Below are 24,134 nucleotides of genomic sequence, written 5' to 3' on the forward strand. Positions count from 1 at the left end.
GCCCAGGCTGCCGCCCCCGGCCCCGGACCGTCCGAAGGGGCCCCCCCCCCCCCGCCCCCCCCCCCCCCCCCCCACCCCGGCCCCGACGGTGGGGCGGCCTGTGTCGCCGCCCCCCCCCCCCCACCCTCATATATGTCTGCGCCCCTCTACCCCTGTGGCACGGGGCCACCGAGTCGCCCGGAGCTACCCCTGTCGCTCGGGGCCGCCCCTGCCACTCGGGGCCACCGCTGTCGCTCGGGGCCCCTGCCGTTTGGGCTCAGCCCGCGAGGAGCTTCTTCACCGAGGCGGCCACCCGGCCGCCGTCCGCACGCCCGGCCACCTTCGGGTTCACGATCTTCATGACGGCACCCATCGCACGCGGCCCCTCGGCCCCGGCGGCCCTGGCCTCCTCCACGGCGGACGCCACGATCGCGCCCAGCTCGTCGTCGCTCAGCTGCTTCGGCAGGTACGCGTCGAGAATCTCGCCCTCCGCCTTCTCACGCTCGGCCTGCTCGGTGCGGCCGCCCTGCGCGAAGGCCTCGGCCGCCTCACGGCGCTTCTTCGCCTCCTTGGCGATCACCTTCTGCACCTCGTCGTCGGAGAGCTCGCGGGCCGTCTTGCCGCTGACCTCCTCCTTCGTGATGGCGGTGAGTGTCAGCCGGAGCGTGGACGAGGTCAGCTCGTCACGCGCCTTCATGGCCGTGGTGAGGTCTTCCTTGAGCTTGGACTTGAGCGTGGTCATGTGCTGATTGTGGCAGGTACGGGGCGACCGGCGCCCGCCGGTTTTCTGCTGGCCGCACGGTGTCTGCGACGATGGACGCATGCGCGCACGCTACGGAGTACCCCTGAAAGTCACGGCAGTCGGCGCGGCGATCGGCGCAGCCGGCATCGCCTACGCCGCCGGATTCGAGGCCCGCTCGTTCCGCCTGCGACGGGTCGCCATTCCCGTACTCCCGCACGGGGCACGCCCGTTGCGCGTGCTTCAGGTCTCCGACATCCACATGGTGAGCGGTCAGCGCAAGAAGCGCGCCTGGCTCCAGTCGCTGGCCGGCCTGCGCCCGGACTTCGTCGTGAACACCGGCGACAACCTCTCCGACCCCGAGGCCGTGCCCGAGCTGCTCGACGCCCTCGGCCCGCTGATGGAGTTCCCGGGGGTGTATGTATTCGGCTCCAACGACTACTACGGCCCCAAGCTCCGCAACCCCGCCCGCTACCTCCTCGAAAAGGCCCGGGGCAAGCACGGTCTCAACGGGAACGCGCCCGCGGTCGGCGTCGTCCACAACCCCTGGGAGCCGATGCGCGACGCCTTCGACGAGGCGGGCTGGCTGGGCCTGTCCAACACCCGCGGCCGCCTCAAGATCGACGGCCTGGAGCTCGCCTTCACCGGCCTGGACGACCCGCACATCAAGCGCGACCGCTACGCGGAGGTGTCCGGCGGCCCCGAGACGGGCGCCGACCTCTCCATCGGCGTGGTCCACGCCCCCTACCTGCGCTCCCTGGACGCCTTCACCCAGGACGGCTACCCCCTGATCCTGGCCGGTCACACCCACGGCGGCCAGCTCTGCATCCCCTTCTACGGAGCCCTGGTCACCAACTGCGACCTGGACACGGACCGGGTCAAGGGCCTCTCCACCCACTCCGTCGACGACCACCGCGCCTACCTCCACGTCTCCGCCGGCTGCGGCACCAACCGCTACACCCCGGTCCGCTTCGCCTGCCCACCCGAGGCGACCCTCCTGACCCTGACCCCCCAGGACTGAGCCCTCCGTCCCGGAGCCCGGCCCTTCCCCCGCCGGCAGCGCAGAAACCGGATTTCGTCTGCGAGCGCGAGTGGGCTAAAGTAATCGATGTCGCCGGGACACCGGCGGCGATCGGGGTGTAGCGCAGCTTGGCAGCGCGCTTCGTTCGGGACGAAGAGGTCGTGGGTTCAAATCCCGCCACCCCGACAGCCAGAAATACCAGGTCAGGTCCGGTACTGAGAGATCAGTACCGGGCCTGATTTGTTGCGTCGGAAAGGGTTGGGCAGCAATGACGCACTCCGCGGGACCGCCTCCTCGCGGGCGCGGCCGTTCGGAGATGCGGCGCCGACCGAGACCGCAGAGTTCGCGGACGCTTGTTCTCGGGATCTGCATGGCCGTCGGCGGGCTTGCCGGAGGTGTGCGGCAGGTGGTGGACGGCGGAGGGGGCTGGGCGGCTCTCGGAATTCTTGGGGTGGGGATTCTCGGCGTACTCGTCGTCGTGAGGTACTTCGTCGGCGATGCGGAGCGCTGACGGCCTTCCGCCCCGGTCGGGCCAGGAGCCCGAGCCTTCTGCGGGCGACCCCGGCCATGATCTGCCGGACAGGCTCTATCCCAGGTTGCGGGCCCGTTCGAGGACCTCGGCCGGGGCCTTGGCCACTGAGCCTGTGTCGTACGGGGGTTGTGGGTCGTACTCGGTGTAGAGCTGGATCGCCTGGGCCGTGGTGTCGTCGCTGAGCAGGGCGGCCAGCCGGAGCGCCATGTCGATGCCCGAGGAAACGCCGGCCGAGGTGATGATCCGGTCCTGGCGGACGACGCGTTCGGGGGTGTAGACGGCGCCGTACGCCTGCAGTTCGTCGATCACACCCCAGTGACTGGTGGCGGTCAGCCCGTTCAGCAGGCCGGCCGCACCGAGTACCAGGGCTCCGGTGCAGACCGAGGTGGTGAAGCGGGTGCCGGTGTGGATGTGGCGGACCCAGTCGAGGAAGTCGGGGTCGTCGGCCATGGTCCAGGCGCCTCCCCCGCCGGGGATCAGAAGGACGTCGCAGTGTTCGACTTCGGAGTACCTGGTCGGGACGTGCACCGGCAGTCCGCCCAGTACGTCCTGAACCAGGCCGGGTACGGGGGCGACGAAGCGCACGGTGGCGTCGGGGACGTGGGCCAGGATCTCGTACGGCCCGATCGCGTCGAGGGGTTCGAAGCGGTCGAAGAGCGGGATCACGATGTCCATGTGCCGCATCTCAGGGGGAGGTGGTCGGGGGTTCCGGTGGGTTCGTGAGGGGTTCGGGGCGCGGCTTGGGCGAGCAGGCAGTCGAGAGGGCGCTCAGCCCCTGGCGAGGGAAGGTGTCGCGGGCGGCCGGTGCGGGCCATAGGGCCGATTCGTCGAGCAGGCCGATGAGGCCCGTCGGCCGTGACCGTCTCCACGGCCCAGGGCCGGGCCGCGAGCGCGTCGTGTGCCGCCTGGGCGGAGGGGCGATGATGCGGTCCTGCGGATCGCTGGGCAGCGGGGGCACTCGTAATCACTGACCCTCACCAGCAGCGCGGGAGGCGCCCGGCGCGGTGGGGAAGACATCCGGGCCGGTGCCGGAGGCGCCCGGGTCGGCGCGCAAGGCATCCGGCGCGGTCCGCTGTCGCCGCAGGTCCAGGGCCGCGAGCACCGTGCGCTCCGCGGCGAGCAGCAGGGCGAGCGCGACGGCGGCCACCAGGCCCCAGCCCACGTCGGGGGCCCACAACAGTGTCATCGCCGGGGTGCCGCCCAGCGTCGAGGGCAGCCACCACAGGAGCGCCGCGAGGGTCAGCGCGACGGCGACCGACACAGTGGTGGTCAGTACGATCCTGCGCCGGGAGCGGGCGCGGGCCGCCGCTCGCCGTCCGGGCAGGCGGCGCAGGGTCGGGGCAGCCACGCACAGCAGCAGCGCAGCGGCGAGACCGGCCAGGCCCCACGGCAGGACGACGGCGAGCGGGTCCGTCGGCGTGGTGCGCGCGGTCACTCCCGACAGCAGTTGCGCCGCCCCGAATGCCGCGTCGCCGAGCTCCTGGGCGCGCAGCTGGTGGTAGGCGTTCTGCAGGACGATCACGGCCCGGCCGCTGTCGGGCAGCATGACGACCATGGTGTGGTGGCCGGGCAGCGCTCCGCCCTTCCAGACCATGCGCTCTCCGGTGCCCTTGAGCGTCCCGACCGACCAGCCCAGGCCGTAACGGCCCACGCTGCTTTTGACGTGGCCGCGCTGGGTCTCGGCCGTGCCCTTCGTCGAGAGCACCCGCCGTCCGTCCAGCCTGCCGCCGTCGAGCTCGGCAAGGACGAACCGGGTCAAGTCCCGCAGGCTGCCGCCCATATGACCGAAGGGAACGCCCGAGGTGTCGTAGGGCGCGTCGAACCGCACCGGAACACCGAAGACGGAACGGTGGCCGGGCGCCACCCGTTCCCGCTCGAAGTCCCGCTCGGTGGCGACGGCGTGCTCCATGCCCAGCGGGTCGAAGACCCTCTCATGCAGGTAGCTGCCGAACGGCCGCCCCGAGACCTCTTCGACCAACGCGCCGAGTACGGCGTAACCGGCGCTGGAGTACGCGTAGGACGTACCCGGCCGGGCGGTGGGGGCGATCCGCGCGAGATCGCGGACCGCGTCGGCGAGTGCGCCCGGCGCGTTGTCGTAACGGTCGCCGATCTCGCCGTCGGCGGAGGCGGGGATGCCGCTGGTGTTGAGAAGCAGGTGCCGGACGGTGATGCGGGCGGACGCATCCGGGTCGGCCAGCCTGAACCGGGGCAGGTAGGTCCGCACGGGTGCGTCGAGGTCCACCCGGCCCGCCTCCACGAGCTGCATCACGGCGAGACCGGTGATCGGCTTCGACACCGAGCCCCACAGGAACGGTGTCTCCGGTGTGACGGCCCGGCCCCGGCCGTCCTCACCGAAGCCGCGCCGGTGCACGACCCGGCCGCCCTCGATCACGGCGAGCGCGGCGCCGGGTGTGCCCGTCGTGTCGAGCCTGCCGCGGACGAACGCGTCGATCTCCGACAGGGTCGCGGCATCGTCTGTGGACGCGGCATCGTCCGTAGACACGGCATCGTCCGTAGACACGGCATCGTCCGTAGACACGGCATCGTCTGTGGACGCGGCATCGTCCGTAGACACGGCATCGTCTGTGGACGCGGCATCGTCCGTAGACACGGCATCGTCGGCGGGCGCATCGCGGGGCGCCGCGCCCACCGGCGCCGGCGTCCGCAATCCCGGGCTTCCGGCCGCCACGGCAGGTGGGGCGAGTCCCGCCAGCACCCCCGCCACGAGCAGCACCGCCCGGACCCGCTTCCCCAGCCCCGCCCGCCGTCGGCGCCCCCGCTTCGCCCTGCCCGTCGCCGCCATGTCCACAGCCATGTTCGTAGTCACGCACCACCCCCGCGTTCGCGTCCGTTTTTACAATATGAGCATATTGTTTAAGCGTCCCGCAAGGGTGGCGGCGGATACCCTGGCGGCATGCCGAAGGTCGTCGATCACCAAGCCAGGCGCGTTCAGGTCGCCGACGCCGTACAGGAATTGATCACCGAGCAGGGCCTGGACCGGGTGACCATGGCGCGGACAGCCACCACGGCGGGCGTCTCCGTGGGCCACGTACAGCACTACTTCTCGACCAAGGACGAGATGCTGCTGTTCACCCACGAGCGCGTCGTACAGAAGACCCTCGACCGGGTCTCCGAGCTGGGCGAACGCGCCACGCGCCAGCGGCTGCCCATCCGCGACGTGGTGATCGAAGGGCTCGCCGAGTGGCTCCCGGTGGACCCTCGCCGCCGCTCGGCGCACCGGGTGGTGCTGGCCTTCCTGGGTCGCACCGTCGACAGTCCGCAGCTCGCCCGCGCCCACGCCGAGACGGGCCGACTCATCCGCTCGATGCTCGCCACGGCCGTCCACAACGGGAAGGAGTGCGGCGAGGTCCCGCACGACACCGATGCGGCCCTCGCCGCCCTGGACCTCCACTGCCTGACCGAGGGACTGGCCCTGGAGCTCGGGTCCGACCCCGACACCGCCCCCGACGCCGGCACCTCTCGCGCCGCTCTCGACCTCGTCGCAGCCCGCGTACGGACCGTCTTCCCCGGCCGCTGCCGCCAGTACGAGTGAGCGAGTGACCTGGAGGGACAGGCGGGAGCCGAGCGTGGTCGTGGGGAGTCGCACTCGGCGACCGCCACCCGGAATGCACCTTTCTTACCCACATGCGAGTCTGGTGATGGCCCATCGTCCGAGATCCGCAACAGGAGGCACGATCGTGGGCAAGAAGCAGAGTCGGCAGAACCGCGGTGCCCGCACCGGCGGCCACGAACGCAGCACTGCTCCGGAGACGAAGGAGCAGACGCAGCCAACGGCTGCTCAGGAGACGGTGCACGCGATCTCAGAGCAGGTCTCCCACCGGAAGCAGCGGAGGTTCGGCCACAACTGATCCTCGGATTGACCAAGACAACCGCCCTCTGCGGTAGCACCCACCTCGTGGGATCGCCACCGCAGAGGGCGTTTCTGTTTGTGGGCACCCACCGCAGGGGCCACCTGAAGGGGTCACCTCAGGGCTCTGCCCCAAGACACCGCCCCCAAGGTGCCGCCCGAAACGGCCATCTGAAAGGGCCGCCCGAAAAGGCCGCCCGAAAGGGCCTGCCTAGAGGGCCTGCTTGAAGGGGCCGACCAGGAGGGCCACCCGAGTAGCCTCCCTCCCGCTGCTCGCGCGCCGCCCGCCCCCTTCCTCGCACCCTCCCCGCGCGCCGCCCGTAAACCCCCGCGACCCCCCCGGCGCGCCCTCTCCCTCCCCCCTGCCTGCCTCTCGCTCGCCCCGCGCGGCCACACCCGACCTCCTGCCGTCACACCACCCATTCGGGGTGCGGCCGGAGGTTTATCTACGCGCGGAGCTACGGCGCCCGAACGATCATTCGGGCATATCAGACCAGTTCTTCCGTAGCTATTACCGGCCGGTACCGATAGCTGCTAGAAACGTGGCGCTCAATCAACCCCCCACCCACCCCCCACACTTCGGAGGGCTGACAGCCATGTCAGTACGGAGATTCTGGGCGTCCGCATCCACTCTGGTCCTCGCCGCCGTGGCCGCGCTGGGCGTTGCCCAGCCGGCCTCGGCCAACTCCTCGGCCGCCGCCGACGGTTACGTCGCCCTCGGCGACTCGTACTCCTCCGGCGTCGGCGCGGGGAGCTATCTGTCCGACAGCGGTGACTGCCGCCGCAGCACCAACGCCTACCCCTACCTCTGGGCGGCCGCGAACTCGCCTTCCTCCTTCGCCTTCGTGGCCTGTTCGGGCGCCACGACCAGCTCGGTCGCCGGAACCCAGCTGGGGGCGTTGAACTCGTCCACCGGTCTGGTCAGCGTCACCGCCGGCGGCAATGACGTCGGTTTCGCCGATGTCATGCAGGACTGCGTGCTGTCCGGTGAGGCCGCCTGCCTCAGCAGCGTCGGCTCGGCCGTTTCGCAGATGCAGAACTCGCTTCCGTCCGGCCTGAGTTCGCTCTACGGTTCCATCCGGTCGCGGGCCCCGCAGGCCCACGTCGTGGTGCTCGGATACCCGCGCTTCTACCAGCTCAGCGGCAGCTGCATCGCCGGGCTCTCGGAGAAGGAGCGGACGGCGATCAACAACGCTTCCGACGTGCTGAACGGGGTCATCGCCAAGCAGGCGGCCGACGCCGGATTCACGTTCTCCAGCGTGGTCGACGAGTTCACCGGGCACGAGCTGTGCTCCGGTGACGCATGGCTCCACAGCGTGTCGATCCCCATCTACAACTCGTACCACCCCAAGGCCGCCGGTCAGTCCGGCGGTTACCTTCCGGCCTTCCGCTCGGCCGCGTAGGACGCGGACGACGGAGGTGCAGAAAGTGCGGCGGACTGCCGGGGATCGCCCCGGCAGTCCGCCGCACTGCTGCCACGGCCCGGTCAGGCGGGGGCCGACGCGGCGTCCCGCCGGTGCAGGGCCAGGGCCGTGAACGCGGCGAGTACGGCGGTGGCGGCGGCCACCCACCAGCCGTGGCGGAACGCGTCGAGCGCCTCGCCCGGCCCGTCCGGCGCACCGAGCAACGTGACCATCAGCGCCACCCCCAGCACCGAACCCGTCTGGCGGGCCATCGTCGTGACGGCCGATCCGGTCGCGAAACGGGTGGGCGGGAGAGCCGCGGCAGCCGCGCCGACCAGGGTGGGCAGGGCGAGGCCCACACCGATGCCAGTGATCATCATGCCGGGGAGGAAATCGCTCGCGTAGTGCGGAGCCGTGTCGAGCGCGGCGGCCCACCAGGCGAGCCCGCAGCCGAACAGCAGGCAGCCGAGTGCCGCCGTGCGGCCCGCCCCGAGCCGGCGGACGACCGGTCCCGAGAGAACGGCGAGCACGGGCACGGCCAACGGCCCCGGCGCGATGGCGAGTCCGGTACGGATCGCCGAGTACCCCCACACCTGCTGACACCAGAGCACCGATGTCAGCAGCATCGCCGCGAACGCGACGGTGAAGAGCAGCGCCGCGAGGGTGGCGGTCGCGAAGACCCGGCAACGCAGCATCGGCAGTTCGACGACCGGGGCCGGGTGCCGGGCGGACCGTATCCAGAAGCCCGCGGCGAGAACGGCCGTCGCGATCAGCGCAACCAGGACCCCGGGCGAACTCCAGCCCCAGGCATCGGCCTTGACCAGGGCGAGTGCCAGCGCGGCGATCGCGAGGGTGAGCAGCACCGCCCCGACCAGGTCCGGGAAGGGGCCCTCGCGGTGCGGGCGGGCATCGGGCAGCAGCCGGGCGCCCGCGAGCAGCCCGATCACACCGACCGGCACATTGACGAGGAAGACCCAGCGCCAGTCGGCCTCCACGAGCACGCCCCCGACCACCGGACCGAGGCCGGCCGCGATGCCGCCGATCGCCGCCCAGCTCCGGATGGCCCTAGGGCGGCGCTCCGCCGGGGTGTTGACGAGCAGGAGCGCGAGGGACGTCGGCATGAGCGCGGCGGCTCCGGCGGCCTGCAGCGCACGGGCGGCCACCAGCCAGCCGACGCCCGGGGCCACGGCGCAGAGCGCGGAGGCGACGGTGAAGACGGCCAGCCCGAGGAGGAAGCCGCGGCGGTGGCCGTACCGGTCGGCGAGCCTGCCCGCGACGACGAGCAGGGCGGCGAAGACGATCGCGTACGCGTTGAGCACCCAGGACAGCGAGGAGAGGGAGCTGCCGCCGAAGGCGTCACCGAGGGCGGGAACCGCGACATTGACGATGAACAGGTCGAGATTCACGACGAAGACGCCGGCCGCGATGATCCAGACGGAGGCCCGGGAGGAGGCAGAAGACGAAGAAGGGGAAGGGGCCGGGGCGGCTCCGTGAACGGCCGCCGTATCGACCTCGGAGACGAGTGGGTTTGATTTTCCAACTGTCATGACGGCAAGGTAGCGCCAGTGAGTTTGAGATGGCAACCTTGTGGTGATGAGTGCTGCACAGGAACCCCACGCCCGTACCGCCCCGACGGTCGCGCTGCCCGGCCGGCCCTGCTCGGCCGCCGCCGCGCTGCACGTGGTGGGTGAGAAATGGGCGCTGCTCGCCGTGCGCGAGATCTTCTTCGGCAATCACCGGTTCGAGGCGATCGCCCGTAACACCGGCGCGCCCCGTGACCGTCTCGCGGCGCGGCTGCGCTCGCTGGAGCAGGCCGGAGTGGTCGAGCGGCGGCCCTACAACGAGCGCCCGCCGCGGTACGAGTACCACCTGACCGAATCAGGGCGCGATCTCGCGCCGGTCATCCGGGCCCTGCTGGACTGGGGCGACCGGTGGGTGCTGGAGGACCGGCCGGTGGTCATGGTCCACGAGCCGACCGCGGATGCCCGTACGCCCGCGGGCACGCAGCCGCCCGCGCACGCGCACGATCTCGATGCGGCGTGGATCTGCCGCACCTGCGGCGAGGAAGTCGTGATGAACACGCTGGCGGTCGATGTCCGTGCCCCCGGATGGGACCGCTCGGGCCCCAGGGAGCCGAGCCCGTCCGACACCTGAGTACGAGGTCGGTGCCTGAGCATTGGGTCAGCGCCTCAGCACAAGGTCGATGCCTGAGCACCAGGTCAGCGCCTCAGCACAAGGTCGATGCCTGAGCACCAGGTCAGCGCCTCAGCACGAAGGCGGCGCTTGAGCACGAGGCAGACAGGGGTCAGTCGTCGGGCACGCGCGTCAGTACCGCTCGACGAGGTGTTCCCGGCCCGCCGGGGGTTCGTACGGCTCGGGCCAGAAGTCGGTGATCTCGCTGATCCGCCCTGCCGCGTCGAACACGAAGAAGTGAACGGCGGGCAGCTCCTCGGCGCCGACCGTGAAGCGCGTACGGACGGCTATCTGCTGCCCCTGGGCGTCGGCCACCACTCGCTCGACGCGGACCCGCCAGTCTCCCGGGTACTCCCGGTTGAACCGCAGGTACCGCTCCTTCCCGCGAATGCGTTCGCGGGTTTGCGGCAGGTCGTACAACACCTCGTCGGCGAGCGTCGTGGCGAAGGCGTCCCAGTCGCGGGCGTCGGCCGCGCTCCAGTACGTCTCCACCACGCCGCGCAGATCGGCAGTCGTTGTCATGGGTCCGAGTCTGGACCCCGCCACTGACAATCGGCTCTTGTTCAGGAATCGGCCGCCTTCGACGCCTTGATGGAGTACATCAGCGGGATGCGCGGCCGGTCCGCCGGGAAGCGGTAGAAGCCGTCGCTCTGCCGTTCCAGCGTCGGGAATCGGGCGAAGAGCGAGGCGTCGTGCTCGTGCAGGAACTCGATCCGCAGCCCGGCGGCGGCCAGCGCCGACACCACCTCGCCGATCGGGTGCTGCCATTCGACGCTGCGGTTGTGGACGGTGGGCGCGTCGAAGTCCGCGTACGTGCCCGGCGTCTCGTCCACCCATGCGTCGCGGCTGAAGTAGTCGTGCTCGACCCTCGTGCCGGTGGCGTCGTCGAGGCAGTCCGTCATCGGATGGAATTCCGCGAGGTAGAGGAATCCGCCCGGCGCCACGAGCGATGCGGCGGTCTCGGCCCAGCGGCGGGTGTCGGGCAGCCAGTTCAGCGCGCCGATGCCGGTGTAGACGATGTCGTACGACGAGTCGGGGACGGCCTCCGCGGCGTCGTGGACGTCGGCCGCGACGAACGCCGCCCGGTCCTGGCCGAACCCGAGCTCACGGGCCAGGGCGCGCGCCGTCTCGACGGCCGGTTCGGAGAAGTCCAGTCCGACGACCTGCGCCGCGCCGTGCCGCGCCCAGGAGAGGGTGTCGACGCCGATGTGGCACTGGAGGTGCAGCAGCGACTTGCCCGTGACGTCCCCGACCTCGGCGAGTTCGAAATCGCGCAGGGCGTCCTTCCCGGCGCGGAACGATTCGAGGTCGTAGAAGTCGCTCGTGGCGTGGATGGGAACGCGCTCGTCCCAGTGCGCACGGTTTGCCTCGTGCCAGTCGGCAGGGGTCGGTACATGCATGCCGGGAGGTTATCCACAGGCTGCGGACGAAGCGAACGGATTGTCGGCGTTCCGACGCAGAATGGGGGACATGACTGAGATCACTGGCTCGACAACGGCCCCTTCCGCCCAGGACCCCACTGCCGCGGCGGCGGCCGCCTCCGCACCGGAGTGGGAGCAGCGCTTCCGGGCGCCGCGGGTGTCGTTGCCCGACTGGGCGGAGGACGCCCCCGACCGCGCGCTGTTCGTCTCCAATGCCACGGGTACGTACGAGCTGTACGCGTGGGACCGCGCCACCGGCGAGCAGCGTCAGGTGACCGACCGGCCGAACGGCACGACGGACGGGGTGCTGACGCCCGACGGGGAGTCGGTCTGGTGGTTCAGCGACACCGACGGCGACGAGTTCGGGGTGTGGATGCGCCAGCCGTTCCACGGCGGCGAGGACGGGCAGTCGGGTGACGAGCCGGCCACGCCCGGTCTCGGCGCTTCGTACCCGGCCGGGCTCGCGATCGGGCGGGACGGCACGGCGGTGGTCGGCCGCTCGACCGACGAGGACGGGACGACGGTCCATGTCGTGCGGCCCGGCGCGGCTCCCGTGGAGATCTACCGCCACCGCGAGTCGGCGGGCGTCGGTGACCTCAGCCATGACGGGAGGCTGATCGCCCTGGAGCACACCGAGCACGGCGATGCGATGCACTCCGCGCTGCGCGTGGTGCGGCCGGACGGGACGACGGTCGGCGAGCTGGACGACACGGAGGGCGGCACGAAGGAGCTGGGCCTGTCCGTGCTGGGCTTCGCCCCCGTGGCCGGGGATCCGAGGCTCCTGGTCGGGCACCAGCGGCGGGGCCGCTGGGAGCCGATGATCTGGGATCCGACGACCGGCACGGAGACGGAGCTCGCGATCGATCTGCCCGGCGATGTGGTCGCCGAGTGGTATCCGGACGCCTCCGCGCTGCTGGTCGTGCACGAGTTCGAGGCCCGCAGCGAGCTGTGGCGGTACGAGCCGGAGGCGGGCGGCGCCCCCGTCCGGGTGGAGACCCCCGCGGGTTCGGTGTCGGGTGCCACGGCCCGGCCGGACGGCACGGTGGAGTACCTGTGGTCCTCGGCGGCGCAGCCGCCCGTCGTCAGGTCGACATCGGGAGCGGTGGTGCTCGATCCGCCCGGCTTGAAGGCCCCGGCGTCCGTTCCGGTGGAGGACGTGTGGGTGGACGGACCCGGGGGCCGCGTCCACGCTCTCGTCCAGCGGCCGGCCGCCCCGGCGGAGGGGCCGTTCCCCACGGTCTTCGAGATCCACGGCGGCCCGACCTGGCACGACAGCGACGCCTTCGCCTCCGGCCCCGCCGCCTGGGTGGACCACGGCTATGCGGTCGTCCGGGTCAACTACCGCGGTTCCACCGGATACGGCCGGGCCTGGACGGACGCGCTCAAGCACCGGGTCGGCCTGATCGAGCTGGAGGACATCGCCGCGGTAAGGGAGTGGGCGGTGAAGTCCGGCCTCGCGGACCCGGAGAAGCTGGTCCTGGCGGGCGGTTCCTGGGGCGGCTATCTGACTCTGCTCGGCCTCGGCACGCAGCCGGACGACTGGGCCCTCGGCCTGGCGGCGGTCCCGGTCGCCGATTACGTCACGGCGTATCACGACGAGATGGAGAACCTGAAGGCAATGGACCGGACGCTGCTGGGCGGCACGCCGGAGGAGGTCCCCGAGCGCTTCGAGGCATCGTCCCCGCTGACGTACGTCGACGCGGTCCGGGCGCCGGTCTACATCTCGGCGGGAGTCAACGACCCGCGCTGCCCGATCCGCCAGGTCGAGAACTACGTCGACCGGCTGAAGGACCGGGACGCGGTGCACGAGGTGTACCGGTACGACGCGGGACACGGTTCGCTCGTCGTGGAGGAGCGGATCAAGCAGGTCCGCCTGGAGCTGGACTTCGCCCGACGCCACCTGACCACGGGGACGGTCCCGTCAGGCTCGTAGCGGGCAGACCGGCGGACGCCAGTTCTGTCCTGGGACCGGCGAGCGCCGAGCGCCTGTTCCGTCTTGTACGGAGACGAGGGCGGGGGGCGAGGGCGAGGGCGAGGGCAGGGGCTAGGGCAGGGACGGAAGCGGGGGCAGGGACGGAAGGGGGCAGGCAGGGCCGGGGACACGTTTGCCAGTCGGCACCCCGCTCCGGGCGGCCGGAGCGGGGACCGTACCGTGGAGGGGTGTACCGGTTCCTGCTGACCCCGCGATGGTGGGGGATCAACCTCTTCGTCGTGCTGGCCATCCCGTTCTGCGTGTTCATGGGCACCTGGCAGCTCGGCCGCTTCGAGGACCGCGTGCAGACGCACGACGCCGCCGAGAAGCAGCCCGCCCCCGGCACGAGGCCCGCCAAGCCGATCGACGAGCTGCTGCCCGTCGACACGGTGACCTCCGGCCGCCCCGCCACCGCCACCGGCCGGTACGCCGATCAGTTCCTGGTGCCCGGACGGAAGTTGGACGACAGGAGCGGCTTCTACGTCCTGGACATGCTCCGTACGGACAGCGGCAAGGCTCTGCCGGTGGTACGCGGCTGGCTGCCCGGCGAGCCCGGCCGGACTCCCGTGCCCGCCGCGCCGACCGGCAAGGTCACGGTGACCGGGGACCTGCAGGCGTCCGAGACCGCGGGCACCACGGGCGTCGAGACGACGGGCGGGCTCCCCGACGGCCAACTGGGCATGATCAGCGCCGCGTCGCTGATCAACCTCGTCCCGTACGACGTCTACGACGCATGGGTGACGCTCCAGGACACGGGAGCCGGCGAGCTGCGTCCCGTACCGGCCGCCGCGGCGCAGGGCACCGGGCTCGACCTGAAGGCGTTCCAGAACCTCGGCTACACCGGCGAGTGGTTCGTCTTCGCCGGGTTCGTGCTCTTCATGTGGTTCCGGCTGGTCCGTCGCGAGGCCGAGGCGGCGCGTGACCTGCAACTGGGCCTGGTGGAGGAAGCAGCAGCCGCCGCTCCCGAGGCCGCGTCCGGGACGCGGCCCGAGAAAGAGGCAGAGCCCGGCAAGGACACCGTGGGCACGGGAACGGGAACGGGCACCGGCCTCGCCTGAGACACGGACGACACGGACGACACGCGAGGGGCCCGCAGGATCGGTGATCGATCCGGCGGGCCCCTCGCGTCATGCCTTGGCGTGCCCCTGCCCCTGCCCTCGCCCCTGCCCCCACTCCCGTGTCATGTCGCGGGAGCCAGTACCCCGGTCCGGTAGATCGTGCCCGAGCAGGCGTTGGCTATCTTCGTCTCCGCGACCGGCGCCCCGGGCTCCGGCGTGTGCATCACCGCGACGCTGCCGTCCTGCGTACTGCCGCCGTCCTCGCCGCCGAACTGCGTGACCGTCTCCGACGTCCCGTCACCGCTCCCCGTACCGGCGCCGGCCGCCGCCGCGCCACTCGCACCGCCCGCGTCGTCGGTCGGCGTCGGGCTCGGCGAGCCGCCGACGGTCGGGCAGGTGTCCTTCGGTACCCAGGCGAACTTCACCTCGTACGACATCGACGGCTTCAGCAGCACCGTCTCCTGCTCCTGCGAGGGGTCGGGCAGTCCGGCCGCCGCGTCGCCCGCGGTGTGCTGGACGACCGCGATCCGGGCCGGGTCGGCCGCGCCGATCGCCTGGAAGCCCACGCTGCCGCTGCTGCTCACCGCGCAGTCCGTGCCGGAGACGTTGGAGATCCGGAAAGTGCCGTAGACCGTGCCGTCGGCACCGGCCGCGCCGGTCTCGGCCGAGGCGACACCGAGCTGCCCCGGGTCGCAGGTCCGCATGGCGGCCACCGCCGAGCCGGACGGGTCGGCGACCCCGCCGGACAGGTTGCCGTCGGCGCCCTGGCCGCGGCTGTCGGAGGGGCTGCTCGTACTGCTGGGCTGATTCCGGCCACTGTCGGCCTGCCCATCGGTGTTGCCGCCGCTGTCCTTACCGCCGGACTGCGAGTCGTCGGTGCCGCTGCCGCCCTGCGCCTGCTCACCGTGCCCGGCTATCGCGGGGTTGGCGGTGTCCGAACCGTCGGAGTTCGCGACGTGGACGAAGGCGGGTACCGCGGTGCCGATGAGCAGTGCCGCGGCGGCGAGACCGACGACGGCCTGGCGTCGCTTGGCGCGCCGGACGGGAACCGCGCGTTGCAGATGGTCGAGCGTGCCGTCGCTGGGCTCGATGTTCCGGACGGCGCCCCGCAGCATGCGGCGCAGTGCGACCTCGTCGAGCTCCGCGCCACCACCGGCACCGGGGGTGGTACCCGGACCAACGTCCTGGCCGGCCCCCGAGCCGAAGAGGCTGCTCAGACTGCCGAGCTCAGCGGTCTCAGCCACCTCACCGTTCTCACCAGCGCTGCCGGTCCCACCGGTCTCAGCAGCCCTGCCGACTCCATCAGCCCCGCCAGAGCCTCCAGCGCTGCCGGTCCCACCGGAGCCACCAGCCCCGCCAACGCCACCAGCCTCGTCAGCCCCGGCCGCCCCGGCTGCCCCAGCCGCCCCAGCCGCCCCAGCCGTTCCAGGGTCGTGGTTCACAATTCCGTTTCCAGTCCGGTCATTCCGACGCTCACGCCGATGCTCCCGTTCGGGGCCGTTCTCGCCCTCGGGGCCGTTCTCGCCCTCGGGACCGTTCTCGTACTCGGAACCGTTCTCGTACTCGCGCCGGCTCATCCCTGCGCCTCCATCACGACGCGCAGCGCCGCGATCCCGCGGGAGCCGTAGGCCTTGACCGAGCCCAGGGATATCCCGAGCGTCTCGGCCACCTGGACCTCCGTCATGTCCGCGAAGTAACGCAGCACCAGCACCTCCCGCTGGCGCCGTTGCAGCCCACGCATCGCCTTGATCAGCGCGTCCCGCTCCAGTTGGTCGTACGCGCCCTCCTCCGCGCTCGCCATGTCCGGCATGGGCTTGGAGAGCAGCTTCAGCCCGAGGATGCGGCGGCGCAGCGCGGAGCGCGAGAGGTTGACGACGGTCTGGCGCAGATACGCGAGCGTCTTCTCCGGGTCACGTACCCGGTTGCGGGCCGAGTGCACCCGGATGAACGCCTCCTGCACCACGTCCTCGCAGGAGGCCGTGTCGTCCAGCAGCAGGGCCGCGAGCCCGAGCAGCGAGCGGTAGTGGGCCCGATAGGTCTCGGTGAGATGGTCGACCGTGGTTCCGGCAGCCACGCTCTCCTCAGCGCCCTCGCGCTGCGCGGGCAGCCGTGCGGGGCGCGCAGCGGGCATGGGCGCAATCACCGGCATACCGCCGGGTGCGCGGGGCCGTCGGAGCGGACGCACCGAAGCGCCGCGCAAGGGGCCCACCACTGTGATATCGAGAACCTCTGCCACGCCAGTTGGACACGTTTCCCCCCGTCAGGGTTGTACGCGCGCGGCACCGCGTTCGCCGCTGTGCGACATGCCCTCATACGTACCTGCACTTCCCCGAACACCCTGAATGCCCCGAATTTTTCGCCCCGCCGCGCCAGAGGTGACCGCATAGACGCGTAGTCCCCGGTCGGCGGTTGCAGCAGGCCGAAAGTCATCGTCGGATACCCCGACACCCCATCTCAAGAGGTTGAGACCTTCAACTTACTCACAGGACGTTCACAGAGAGTACAAAACAGGTTCGATCAGGACCTGGGGAACTCCGCGGCCACCGATTCGGCGATCTGCGCCACGTTCAGCGCCGCCCCCTTGCGGAGGTTGTCGCCGCAGACGAAGAGCTCCAGACCCCGGGGATCGTCCAGTGACCTGCGCACTCGTCCCACCCAGGTCGGATCGGTACCGACGACGTCGGACGGCGTCGGGAAGTCTCCCGCCGCCGGGCTGTCGTAGAGCACCACGCCCGGTGCCGTCGCCAGGATCTCGTGGGCCCGGTCGACCTCGATCTCGTTCTCGAACCGTGCGTGCACGGACATCGAGTGCGTCGCGATGACGGGTACGTACACACAGGTCGCCGCGACCCGCAGACCCGGCAGGTCGAGGATCTTGCGGCACTCCTCGCGGATCGCCAGTTCCTCGGAGGACCAGCCGTCCCCGGCATCGGTCCCGGCCCAGGGCACCACATTGAGGGCGACCGGAGCGGCGAAGGGGCTGCCTTCGGTGTCCCCCAGGGCCCTGCGTACGTCCCCCGGCTTCGTGCCCAGTTCCGTACCGGCGACCAGCGACAGTTGTTCGCGCAGCGCCGCGACGCCGTCCCGGCCCACTCCGCTCACCGCCTGGTAGGAGGAGACGACCAGTTCCCGTACGCCGAATTCGGCGTGCAGCGCGCCGACCGCGACGATCAGCGCGAGCGTCGTGCAGTTGGGGCTCGCGACGATGCCGCGTGGCCTGATCCGTACGGCGTGCGGATTGATCTCGGGCACGACCAGCGGAACGTCCGCGTCCAGCCGGAACGCGGCGGAGTCGTCGATGACGACCGCGCCCTTGGCGGCGGCGATCGGTGCCCACTGCGCGGACACCTCGTCGGGCACCAGGAACAGCGCCACGTCGACGCCGTCGAAGACGTCCTCGGTGAGCTGGAGGACCTCGCTCTCCTCGCCGCGCACGACCAGCTTGCGGCCGGCCGAACGCGGCGAGGCGATCAGCTTCACCTCGCCCCAGACATCCGCGTGCTGCGAAAGGATCTGGAGCATGACGCCGCCGATCGCCCCGGTCGCTCCGACGACCGCGAGCGAAGGACGGCGCGCGGTCATCGGCCGGTGCCCCCGTAGACGACGGCCTCGTCGGAGTCGCTGTCGAGACCGAAGGCGGTGTGCACGGCGCGCACGGCCTCGATGACGTCGTCGGCGCGGGTGACCACCGAGATGCGGATCTCGGACGTCGAGATCAGCTCGATGTTCACACCGGCGTCCGACAGCGCCTCGAAGAAGCCCGCCGTGACACCCGGGTTGGTCTTCATGCCGGCGCCGACCAGCGAGATCTTCGCGATCTGGTCGTCGTAGCGCAGCGACTCGAAGCCGATGGTGCCGCGGTTGCGCTCCAGCGCGTCGATGGCCTTGCGGCCCTCGGCCTTCGGCAGCGTGAACGAGATGTCGGTCAGACCGGTCGACGCGGCGGAGACGTTCTGCACCACCATGTCGATGTTGATCTCCGCGTTCGCGATGGTGCGGAAGATCGCGGCGGCCTCGCCCGGCTTGTCGGGAACGCCGACGACGGTGATCTTGGCCTCGGAGACGTCATGGGCGACTCCGGAGATGATCGCGTGCTCCACCTTCTGGTCCCCTTGCGGCTCGTTGCTGACCCAGGTTCCGCGCAGTCCGGAGAAGGACGAGCGGACGTGGATCGGAATGTTGTAGCGGCGTGCGTACTCCACGCACCGGTGCAGCAGCACCTTGGAGCCGGACGCGGCCAGCTCCAGCATGTCCTCGAAGGAGATCCAGTCGATCTTCCGGGCCTTCTTCACGACCCTCGGGTCGGCGGTGAAGACACCGTCCACATCGGTGTAGATCTCACAGACCTCGGCATCCAGCGCGGCCGCGAGCGCGACGGCGGTGGTGTCGGACCCGCCGCGGCCAAGGGTGGTGATGTCCTTCTTGTCCTGGGACACACCCTGGAACCCCGCGACGATCGCGATGTTCCCCTCGTCCAGCGCCGTACGGATACGGCCCGGCGTCACATCGATGATGCGCGCTTTGTTGTGGACCGAGTCGGTGATGACGCCTGCCTGGCTACCGGTGAACGACTGGGCCTCGTGGCCCAGGTTTTTGATCGCCATCGCCAGCAGGGCCATGGAGATCCGCTCTCCGGCGGTCAGCAGCATGTCGAACTCACGCCCGGCAGGGATCGGGGATACCTGCCCGGCGAGATCGATCAACTCGTCCGTCGTGTCGCCCATCGCTGACACCACGACAACCACCTGGTTGCCGTTCTTCTTGGCATCGACGATTCGCTTGGCGACGCGCTTGATGCCCTCGGCATCGGCTACGGAGGAGCCTCCGTACTTCTGCACGACAAGGCCCACGTGCGCTCCTCGCTCAGTCCATTACTGCGGTCGGCTCAGTTTAACGAGCAGTCCGGAATCGCCCCGCTGATACCACATGGTGAGATGTCCCGCTCAGCACGTGATCATCGGCGTGTCGCTCCGGACCGCTCGTACAGGTGTGTTGCCCGGCGAACGGGCTCGCATGCCGTATGTGGTCCAGCCCACACGCCTGGCGGTCCGGCTCCACGATTCACCGGCCCCGCACCTCTAGCGTGAACCGGAACCCGACCATCCGCCCACCGGAGGCCCGCCATGCGCAAGCCGCTGCGCGCACTGCCCCTGCTCCTGGCCCTCGCCGCACTCCCCCTGACCGCGTCCCCCACCCACGCGGGCGGCACCTGTTTCGCCACCCACGCCGACGCCCCGATCTACGCGGGCGCCAACCCCTGGACCGACATCGTCGGCTACCTGGACCCGGGCATCCCGGTGAACGCCACCCGCCAGGGCGTGGACGAGCTGTGGCGCGTATCGCGCACGGACAACGGCGCACCGCTGGGCTTCATGCGCGACGGCGACCTGCGGTGCGACGGGGGCTGAGCAGCCGCCCCGCCCCGCCGACAGAGCCGACAGCCGACAGCCGACAGCCGACAGCCGACAGCCGACAGCCGACAAACGACGGAGCGGGGCACGCCCGCCAGGAACGCGCCCCGCCCCTCTCTCACCCGTCGGCCGCGCCCGCTACCACAGGGCGCTGACCTCGGCGGCGGTGAGCGCGCCGGAGAAGGCCCGGACCTGGTCGACGGCGCCGTGCAGGTACTCGCCCCACCCGTCGGCCGTACGTCCCCGGCCCACCTGGAGGCCGCCGCCGCTCGTCCAGCCGTCATGGAATTCGGCGGTGCCCGCGGTCTCGGCGTAGCCGTCCACGTAGAGCGTGATCCGGTTCATGGTGTCGTCGTGGACGACGGCGATCCGGTGTCCGGCTCCCTGACCGCCGTCCGGGGACTCGATCCGGGCGACCACCGTCTCGGCGGCTCCCGGCTCGTCGGCGTGGGACATCACCAGTTCCCAGCTGTATGTGGACGGCGTGTAGCGGACCTTGAAGGCGTCGCCGCGTTCCCCTCCCTGGGAGAGCGCGGTCATCGGGTGGTCCGGCTCCTGGTCGGCCAGCCGCACCGTCGCACTCACCGTGAAGCTGCCGCCGGTGTCGACGACCGGCTTCTCCGTGGCCGCGTAGCCCGAGACGCCGTCCAGGTTCAGATGGCCCTCGTCCGCGAGGGGCCAGTCCCCGGGGTCGCAGTCGAGGTCCAGCGGATCGCAGGGTTCGTCGAGCCGGAAGATCGAGGCGCCGGGCCCGAGCTTCAGCGGCTGTCCGCCGCCCGACTCCGCGCTGAGACCCCCGGGTGCCGTCTCCAGCGCCCAGTGACCAAGCGACTGTGCCTTACGGGCCGCGAGCGCCGCGATCTCGTCCTGCACCGCCACCCGGTCGTAGACCCGCACATCGCCGATCTCGCCCTGCCAGCGGTCCCGGTATCCGTCCGTGCCCTGCGCCCGGCCGATCTGGAAGTTCCCGTCGCCCGCGACCGGGGTCGCGGCCTGCTCGTCGCCCACTGCCCTGCCGTCGACGTACAGCCGGGCCTTGCCCGTCCGGGCGTCGTACCGGCCGAGCACGTACGCCCACTTCCCCGCCTCGGGCGCACCCCCGGTCAGCCGTGTGCCGCCGAAGCCGAACGACCAGACCGGCTTGCCGTCGGTCTGCCGGAGGCCCAGCGTGAACGCGGGCCCCCGACCGGTGTCCTGACTGACGACGGTCCGGGTTCCGTCCACCGCGGCGGGCCGCACCCAGGCCCCGACCGAGAATGTCCCGTCCGTCGCGACGACCGGGGCGTCGGGCGTCACGAAGCCGTGCCCCGTACCGTCCAGACGCACCGAGGAGGCCACGTCCGTGCCGGACGGAGCGTCCCCGCCGAACGCGGCTCCCGCTCCGGCCCGCGCCACCGGGCCGGCCTCCGCGGCCGCCGTCCGCGAGCCCGCCGCGTCGGCCAGCTTCCAGCGCGCGACCGGCGCCCGGCCCGATCCCACCCGGAACTGGTAGTTCGCCGGTTCACTGCCGTTGCCCGCACGGTCGAAAGCCTGGACCGCCAGGCCGTGCAGCCCCGGCGACCGGGGAAGGTAGTCGATGTCGGCCGCGCCGTCCGGCCCGGATGCCTGAACGGTCAGCTGCGGGCCGCCCAGGAAGTTGTAGCGGTAGAACTCGACGTCCTCGGACGGCGAAGTGATGTGGAAGGTCCCGTGCACACCGACGCCGTCCGTCCAGGCGTCACCGTCCGGATAGTCGCCCGACGACACCACGGGCTGCGCGGGCGCCTCCTTGTCGTACACGAACTCGCAGACCGTGCCCGCTCCGTCGGAGCTCCAGGGCGACACCGCTTCGCCGTCGTCGGCACGCACCCGCCACGAGATCACGGTGTCCGCGGGAATGTCGTCCGGCAGCGTCCAGGAGAACGAGGTGCCCTGTTGCAGGACGACGGTCGTGTACGTCAGCCGCTGCTCGGCACCCCCGGCGCCCTGCCACCACGCCTCGAACTCGCCCTTGACCTTGCTCGCCGCGCCGGGCTGGTCGTCCGCCTCCGGATCGCGCAGCACAGCGGTCAGTTCCGGCGCGGAGCGCACGTACGGCCTGTTCTCCCCCGCGGCACAGTCCTTGCCCGAACTCTTCAGCTCCGGGATCGACGGCTGGTCCGGCGGCAGGTTCGTGGCCGCGACGGCCATGCCCGGTGTCGCCAGCATCGCCCCCACGACCGCCGACGACACCACCAGCCATCTGGATCTTCGCCGCCCCGCCGCGCTTCTGGTCACTCGCATGTGCCCTCCCCTTCACCGGCCGTGATCGTCACAGGCCGAGGGGAGGCTAACAACGAGCGCCGACAGCGTCGCGGGGTTTATGCGCGGTCACCGCGTCCCGCCCTACTGCACCGGCCGCAGCCCCAGAGGTCCCGCGATTTCCTCGGCCATCACGCGGCCGGCTTCCTCGGCCAGGTCGTCGTCGAGGGTTTCCGTGTCGGTGTCCAGGCCGTCCAGCTCCTGGAGGGGCTGGTTGAGGCGGATGTGGGCGATCAGGGACTGGAGGGCGCGCAGGGTGGCGGAGGCGGTGGAGCCCCAGTTGGAGAAGTAGGAGAACTGCCACCACCACAGGGCCTCGGTGGTGCGGTCCTCCTCGTAGTGGGCCAGGCCGTGGCGCAGGTCGGTGACCAGGTCGGCCAGGTCGTCGGAGATCCGGGCCGGGACCGGGGCCTTGCGGGGCTCGTACGGGTCGAAGACCTCGGAGTAGACGTCGATCGGTTCCAGCAGGGCGGCGAACCGCTCGCGCAGGCCGTCGGCGTCCGGCTCCGCGCCCAGGTCCGGCTCGTAGCGCTCGTCGGGGACGATGTCCTCGTACGCGCCGAGCCGGCCGCCCGCCAGCAGGAGCTGGGAGATCTGGAGCAGCAGGACGGGGACGGCCTCCTCGGGCTCCTCGACCTTGGACACCTCGGTCACCGCGACGATGAACGTCTTGATCTGGTCGGCGATCTGGACGGCGAAGTCGTCCGGGTCCTGCGTGACGGAGTTCAGCGTGGCGTCAGACATCGAGGGGACCTCCCGTGGGCACGGTCGCGAACGGTGAGTAGAACATAGCGTCGCTGAACGTAAAGCCGCCGTGAGTCGCGGGAACGGTCCTCGAAACGGTTACGGGAAGAACATCGGAAGACGTAAAGGCGTCACACATCGAGCAGGCGCCTCCCCTCGAAGGCGCGGCCCAGGGTGACCTCGTCCGCGTACTCCAGGTCGCCGCCGACCGGCAGGCCGCTGGCCAGTCTGGTGACCCGCAGGCCCATCGGCTTGACCATCCGCGCCAGGTACGTCGCGGTGGCCTCGCCCTCCAGGTTGGGGTCGGTCGCCAGGATCAGTTCCGTGATCGAACCGTCGGCCAGGCGGGCGAGCAGTTCGCGGATGCGCAGATCGTCCGGGCCGACGCCCTCGATCGGGCTGATCGCGCCGCCGAGCACGTGGTACCGGCCCCGGAACTCACGGGTCCGCTCGATCGCGACGACGTCCTTGGGCTCCTCGACGACGCAGATGACCGACGGGTCGCGGCGCGTGTCCCGGCAGATGTTGCACTGCTCCTGCTGGGCGACGTTGCCGCAGACCGAACAGAACCGGACCTTGTCCTTGACCTCCAGGAGGGCATGGGCGAGGCGGCGCACATCGGTCGGCTCGGCCTGCAGGATGTGGAAGGCGATCCGCTGCGCGCTCTTGGGACCGACGCCGGGCAGCCTGCCCAACTCGTCGATGAGGTCCTGAACCACGCCTTCGTACAACGGGAACGCCTTCCTTTCCTGTCCTGAACGGGCTGTTTCTGAAGGGGCTGTTTCTGAAGGGCCGGTTCTGGAGGGCCGGTTCTGGAGGGCCGGCTCTGGAGGGCCGGCTCTGGAGGGCCGGCTCTGGAGGGCCGGTTCTGGGGGGCCGGTTCCAGAAGGTCGGCCGGGTCAGAAGGGGAGGCCGGGCATGCCGCCCAGGCCCTGGGCCAGCGGGCCCAGCTTCTGCTGCTGGAGCTGCTGCGCGTTCTCGTTCGCGGCCTGGACCGCGGCGACGACGAGGTCCGCGAGCGTCTCGGTGTCCTCCGGGTCGACGGCCTTCGGATCGATCACCAGATTGCGGAGCTCGCCGGAACCGGTCACGGTCGCCTTCACCAGACCGCCACCCGCCTGACCCTCGACCTCGGTCCTGGCCAGTTCCTCCTGGGCCGCGGCGAGGTCCTGCTGCATCTTCTGGGCCTGCTGCAGCAGTTGCTGCATATTGGGCTGACCACCACCGGGAATCACGGTCACTCCTGGCAATTCGACGACAAAATGTTTCGGTACGCCGAGCCTACGTGGTCACCGGGCAGCTCGCCCCACTCACTGGCGCGCAACTCTTTCGGGTGAGTTTCAGGCAGCCCTTGCCGGCCTCCTATACCTGATCACAGGCCCTGCGCACCCGGGAACACCGCGTTTTCTACCCCATGGCCCACCATTCGGCGGTAGGAAGGGCGTGCACATCAGGTCACACAGGCGCACCGGTCGTCGCGCAAGGTTACGTACGCGGGACTGTCGGCCACGCC

22 protein-coding genes and 1 tRNA gene are annotated in these 24,134 nt (G+C 71.0%); 9 read left to right on the top strand and 14 right to left on the bottom strand.

The features are described 5' to 3' along the window. Window positions 1-256: 256 nt before the first annotated feature. A complete protein-coding gene (locus ACFVH0_RS37535) occupies window positions 257-721 on the bottom strand; it encodes a GatB/YqeY domain-containing protein (protein WP_329197178.1) in 465 nt (154 codons plus the stop codon). A gap of 79 nt (window positions 722-800) precedes the next feature. On the opposite strand from ACFVH0_RS37535, the gene ACFVH0_RS37540 reads away from it, so the two are divergent. Together ACFVH0_RS37540 and ACFVH0_RS37545 are read left to right on the top strand one after the other, a co-directional pair. Further along, window positions 801-1,739, top strand: a complete 939-nt coding sequence (locus ACFVH0_RS37540; protein WP_385827759.1) for a metallophosphoesterase — start codon at window positions 801-803, stop codon at window positions 1,737-1,739. Between the two features lie 112 nt (window positions 1,740-1,851). Further along, a tRNA-Pro gene (locus ACFVH0_RS37545) sits at window positions 1,852-1,925 on the top strand. A 400-nt stretch (window positions 1,926-2,325) separates the two neighbouring features. On the opposite strand, the gene ACFVH0_RS37550 is transcribed toward ACFVH0_RS37545, so the two are convergent. Both ACFVH0_RS37550 and ACFVH0_RS37555 read right to left on the bottom strand, forming a co-directional pair. After that, the gene (locus tag ACFVH0_RS37550; RefSeq protein WP_385827761.1) at window positions 2,326-2,946 is read right to left on the bottom strand and encodes a DJ-1/PfpI family protein; all 621 of its coding nucleotides are present in this window, start codon (window positions 2,944-2,946) and stop codon (window positions 2,326-2,328) included. Between the two features lie 289 nt (window positions 2,947-3,235). Next, the gene (locus ACFVH0_RS37555; protein ID WP_385827763.1) at window positions 3,236-4,774 is read right to left on the bottom strand and encodes a serine hydrolase domain-containing protein; all 1,539 of its coding nucleotides are present in this window, start codon (window positions 4,772-4,774) and stop codon (window positions 3,236-3,238) included. A 411-nt stretch (window positions 4,775-5,185) separates the two neighbouring features. On the opposite strand from ACFVH0_RS37555, the gene ACFVH0_RS37560 reads away from it, so the two are divergent. From ACFVH0_RS37560 to ACFVH0_RS37570, 3 genes are all read left to right on the top strand, one after another. Continuing rightward, a complete protein-coding gene (locus tag ACFVH0_RS37560; protein WP_385827765.1) occupies window positions 5,186-5,824 on the top strand; it encodes a TetR/AcrR family transcriptional regulator in 639 nt (212 codons plus the stop codon). 145 nt (window positions 5,825-5,969) lie between these two features. Continuing rightward, entirely contained in the window at window positions 5,970-6,140 is a 171-nt protein-coding gene (locus ACFVH0_RS37565) for a hypothetical protein (protein WP_385827767.1), read from the top strand. Window positions 6,141-6,735: 595 nt separating this feature from the next. Next, window positions 6,736-7,542, top strand: coding sequence for an SGNH/GDSL hydrolase family protein (locus ACFVH0_RS37570; protein WP_385827769.1), 807 nt, complete (start codon window positions 6,736-6,738; stop codon window positions 7,540-7,542). Window positions 7,543-7,625: 83 nt separating this feature from the next. Here ACFVH0_RS37570 and ACFVH0_RS37575 read toward each other — a convergent pair whose 3' ends face one another. Further along, window positions 7,626-9,089 (bottom strand): MFS transporter, encoded by a 1,464-nt coding sequence (locus tag ACFVH0_RS37575; RefSeq protein ID WP_385827771.1) that lies wholly within the window; start codon window positions 9,087-9,089, stop codon window positions 7,626-7,628. Window positions 9,090-9,135: 46 nt separating this feature from the next. On the opposite strand from ACFVH0_RS37575, the gene ACFVH0_RS37580 reads away from it, so the two are divergent. After that, on the top strand, window positions 9,136-9,696 hold the full coding sequence (locus tag ACFVH0_RS37580) for a winged helix-turn-helix transcriptional regulator (protein WP_385827773.1): 561 nt from the start codon (window positions 9,136-9,138) through the stop codon (window positions 9,694-9,696). 171 nt (window positions 9,697-9,867) lie between these two features. Here ACFVH0_RS37580 and ACFVH0_RS37585 read toward each other — a convergent pair whose 3' ends face one another. Both ACFVH0_RS37585 and ACFVH0_RS37590 read right to left on the bottom strand, forming a co-directional pair. Next, complete coding sequence (locus ACFVH0_RS37585; protein ID WP_385827775.1) at window positions 9,868-10,257, bottom strand: nuclear transport factor 2 family protein; 390 nt, start codon at window positions 10,255-10,257, stop codon at window positions 9,868-9,870. 41 nt (window positions 10,258-10,298) lie between these two features. Then, complete coding sequence (locus ACFVH0_RS37590; protein WP_385827777.1) at window positions 10,299-11,135, bottom strand: class I SAM-dependent methyltransferase; 837 nt, start codon at window positions 11,133-11,135, stop codon at window positions 10,299-10,301. Between the two features lie 70 nt (window positions 11,136-11,205). Here ACFVH0_RS37590 and ACFVH0_RS37595 point away from each other — a divergent pair, with 70 nt between their 5' ends. After that, window positions 11,206-13,089: a S9 family peptidase gene (locus ACFVH0_RS37595; protein ID WP_385827779.1), complete on the top strand. Its 1,884-nt coding sequence runs from the start codon at window positions 11,206-11,208 to the stop codon at window positions 13,087-13,089. Between the two features lie 227 nt (window positions 13,090-13,316). Continuing rightward, window positions 13,317-14,186 carry an SURF1 family protein gene (locus ACFVH0_RS37600; RefSeq protein WP_385827781.1) on the top strand — a complete coding sequence of 290 codons (870 nt, stop codon included), beginning with the start codon at window positions 13,317-13,319 and terminating at the stop codon, window positions 14,184-14,186. A 122-nt stretch (window positions 14,187-14,308) separates the two neighbouring features. Here ACFVH0_RS37600 and ACFVH0_RS37605 read toward each other — a convergent pair whose 3' ends face one another. From ACFVH0_RS37605 to ACFVH0_RS37620, 4 genes are all read right to left on the bottom strand, one after another. Further along, window positions 14,309-15,430 carry a hypothetical protein gene (locus tag ACFVH0_RS37605; protein ID WP_385827783.1) on the bottom strand — a complete coding sequence of 374 codons (1,122 nt, stop codon included), beginning with the start codon at window positions 15,428-15,430 and terminating at the stop codon, window positions 14,309-14,311. Between the two features lie 329 nt (window positions 15,431-15,759). After that, window positions 15,760-16,335, bottom strand: a complete 576-nt coding sequence (locus tag ACFVH0_RS37610; RefSeq protein ID WP_356477139.1) for a SigE family RNA polymerase sigma factor — start codon at window positions 16,333-16,335, stop codon at window positions 15,760-15,762. Window positions 16,336-16,703: 368 nt separating this feature from the next. After that, on the bottom strand, window positions 16,704-17,768 hold the full coding sequence (locus ACFVH0_RS37615; RefSeq protein ID WP_385827785.1) for an aspartate-semialdehyde dehydrogenase: 1,065 nt from the start codon (window positions 17,766-17,768) through the stop codon (window positions 16,704-16,706). Beyond that, window positions 17,765-19,036 (bottom strand): aspartate kinase, encoded by a 1,272-nt coding sequence (locus ACFVH0_RS37620; RefSeq protein ID WP_124719579.1) that lies wholly within the window; start codon window positions 19,034-19,036, stop codon window positions 17,765-17,767. The genes ACFVH0_RS37615 and ACFVH0_RS37620 overlap by 4 nt, the downstream gene beginning before the upstream one ends. Window positions 19,037-19,309: 273 nt before the next feature. Between ACFVH0_RS37620 and ACFVH0_RS37625 the strand changes: the two genes are divergently transcribed. Continuing rightward, entirely contained in the window at window positions 19,310-19,594 is a 285-nt protein-coding gene (locus ACFVH0_RS37625; RefSeq protein WP_385827787.1) for a hypothetical protein, read from the top strand. 141 nt (window positions 19,595-19,735) lie between these two features. Here ACFVH0_RS37625 and ACFVH0_RS37630 read toward each other — a convergent pair whose 3' ends face one another. The 4 genes from ACFVH0_RS37630 to ACFVH0_RS37645 form a co-directional block, all read right to left on the bottom strand. Further along, window positions 19,736-21,859 carry a LamG domain-containing protein gene (locus tag ACFVH0_RS37630; RefSeq protein WP_385827789.1) on the bottom strand — a complete coding sequence of 708 codons (2,124 nt, stop codon included), beginning with the start codon at window positions 21,857-21,859 and terminating at the stop codon, window positions 19,736-19,738. A gap of 102 nt (window positions 21,860-21,961) precedes the next feature. Next, entirely contained in the window at window positions 21,962-22,621 is a 660-nt protein-coding gene (locus tag ACFVH0_RS37635) for a DUF5063 domain-containing protein (protein WP_358944162.1), read from the bottom strand. Window positions 22,622-22,752: 131 nt separating this feature from the next. Beyond that, complete coding sequence (gene recR, locus ACFVH0_RS37640) at window positions 22,753-23,352, bottom strand: recombination mediator RecR (RefSeq protein WP_124719582.1); 600 nt, start codon at window positions 23,350-23,352, stop codon at window positions 22,753-22,755. A gap of 168 nt (window positions 23,353-23,520) precedes the next feature. Continuing rightward, entirely contained in the window at window positions 23,521-23,856 is a 336-nt protein-coding gene (locus ACFVH0_RS37645; protein WP_072487886.1) for a YbaB/EbfC family nucleoid-associated protein, read from the bottom strand. Between the last annotated feature and the right edge of the window lie 278 nt (window positions 23,857-24,134).

The organism is Streptomyces sp. NPDC127117 (genome assembly GCF_042677325.1).
In the GTDB taxonomy this organism is placed as follows: Bacteria; Actinomycetota; Actinomycetes; order Streptomycetales; family Streptomycetaceae; genus Streptomyces.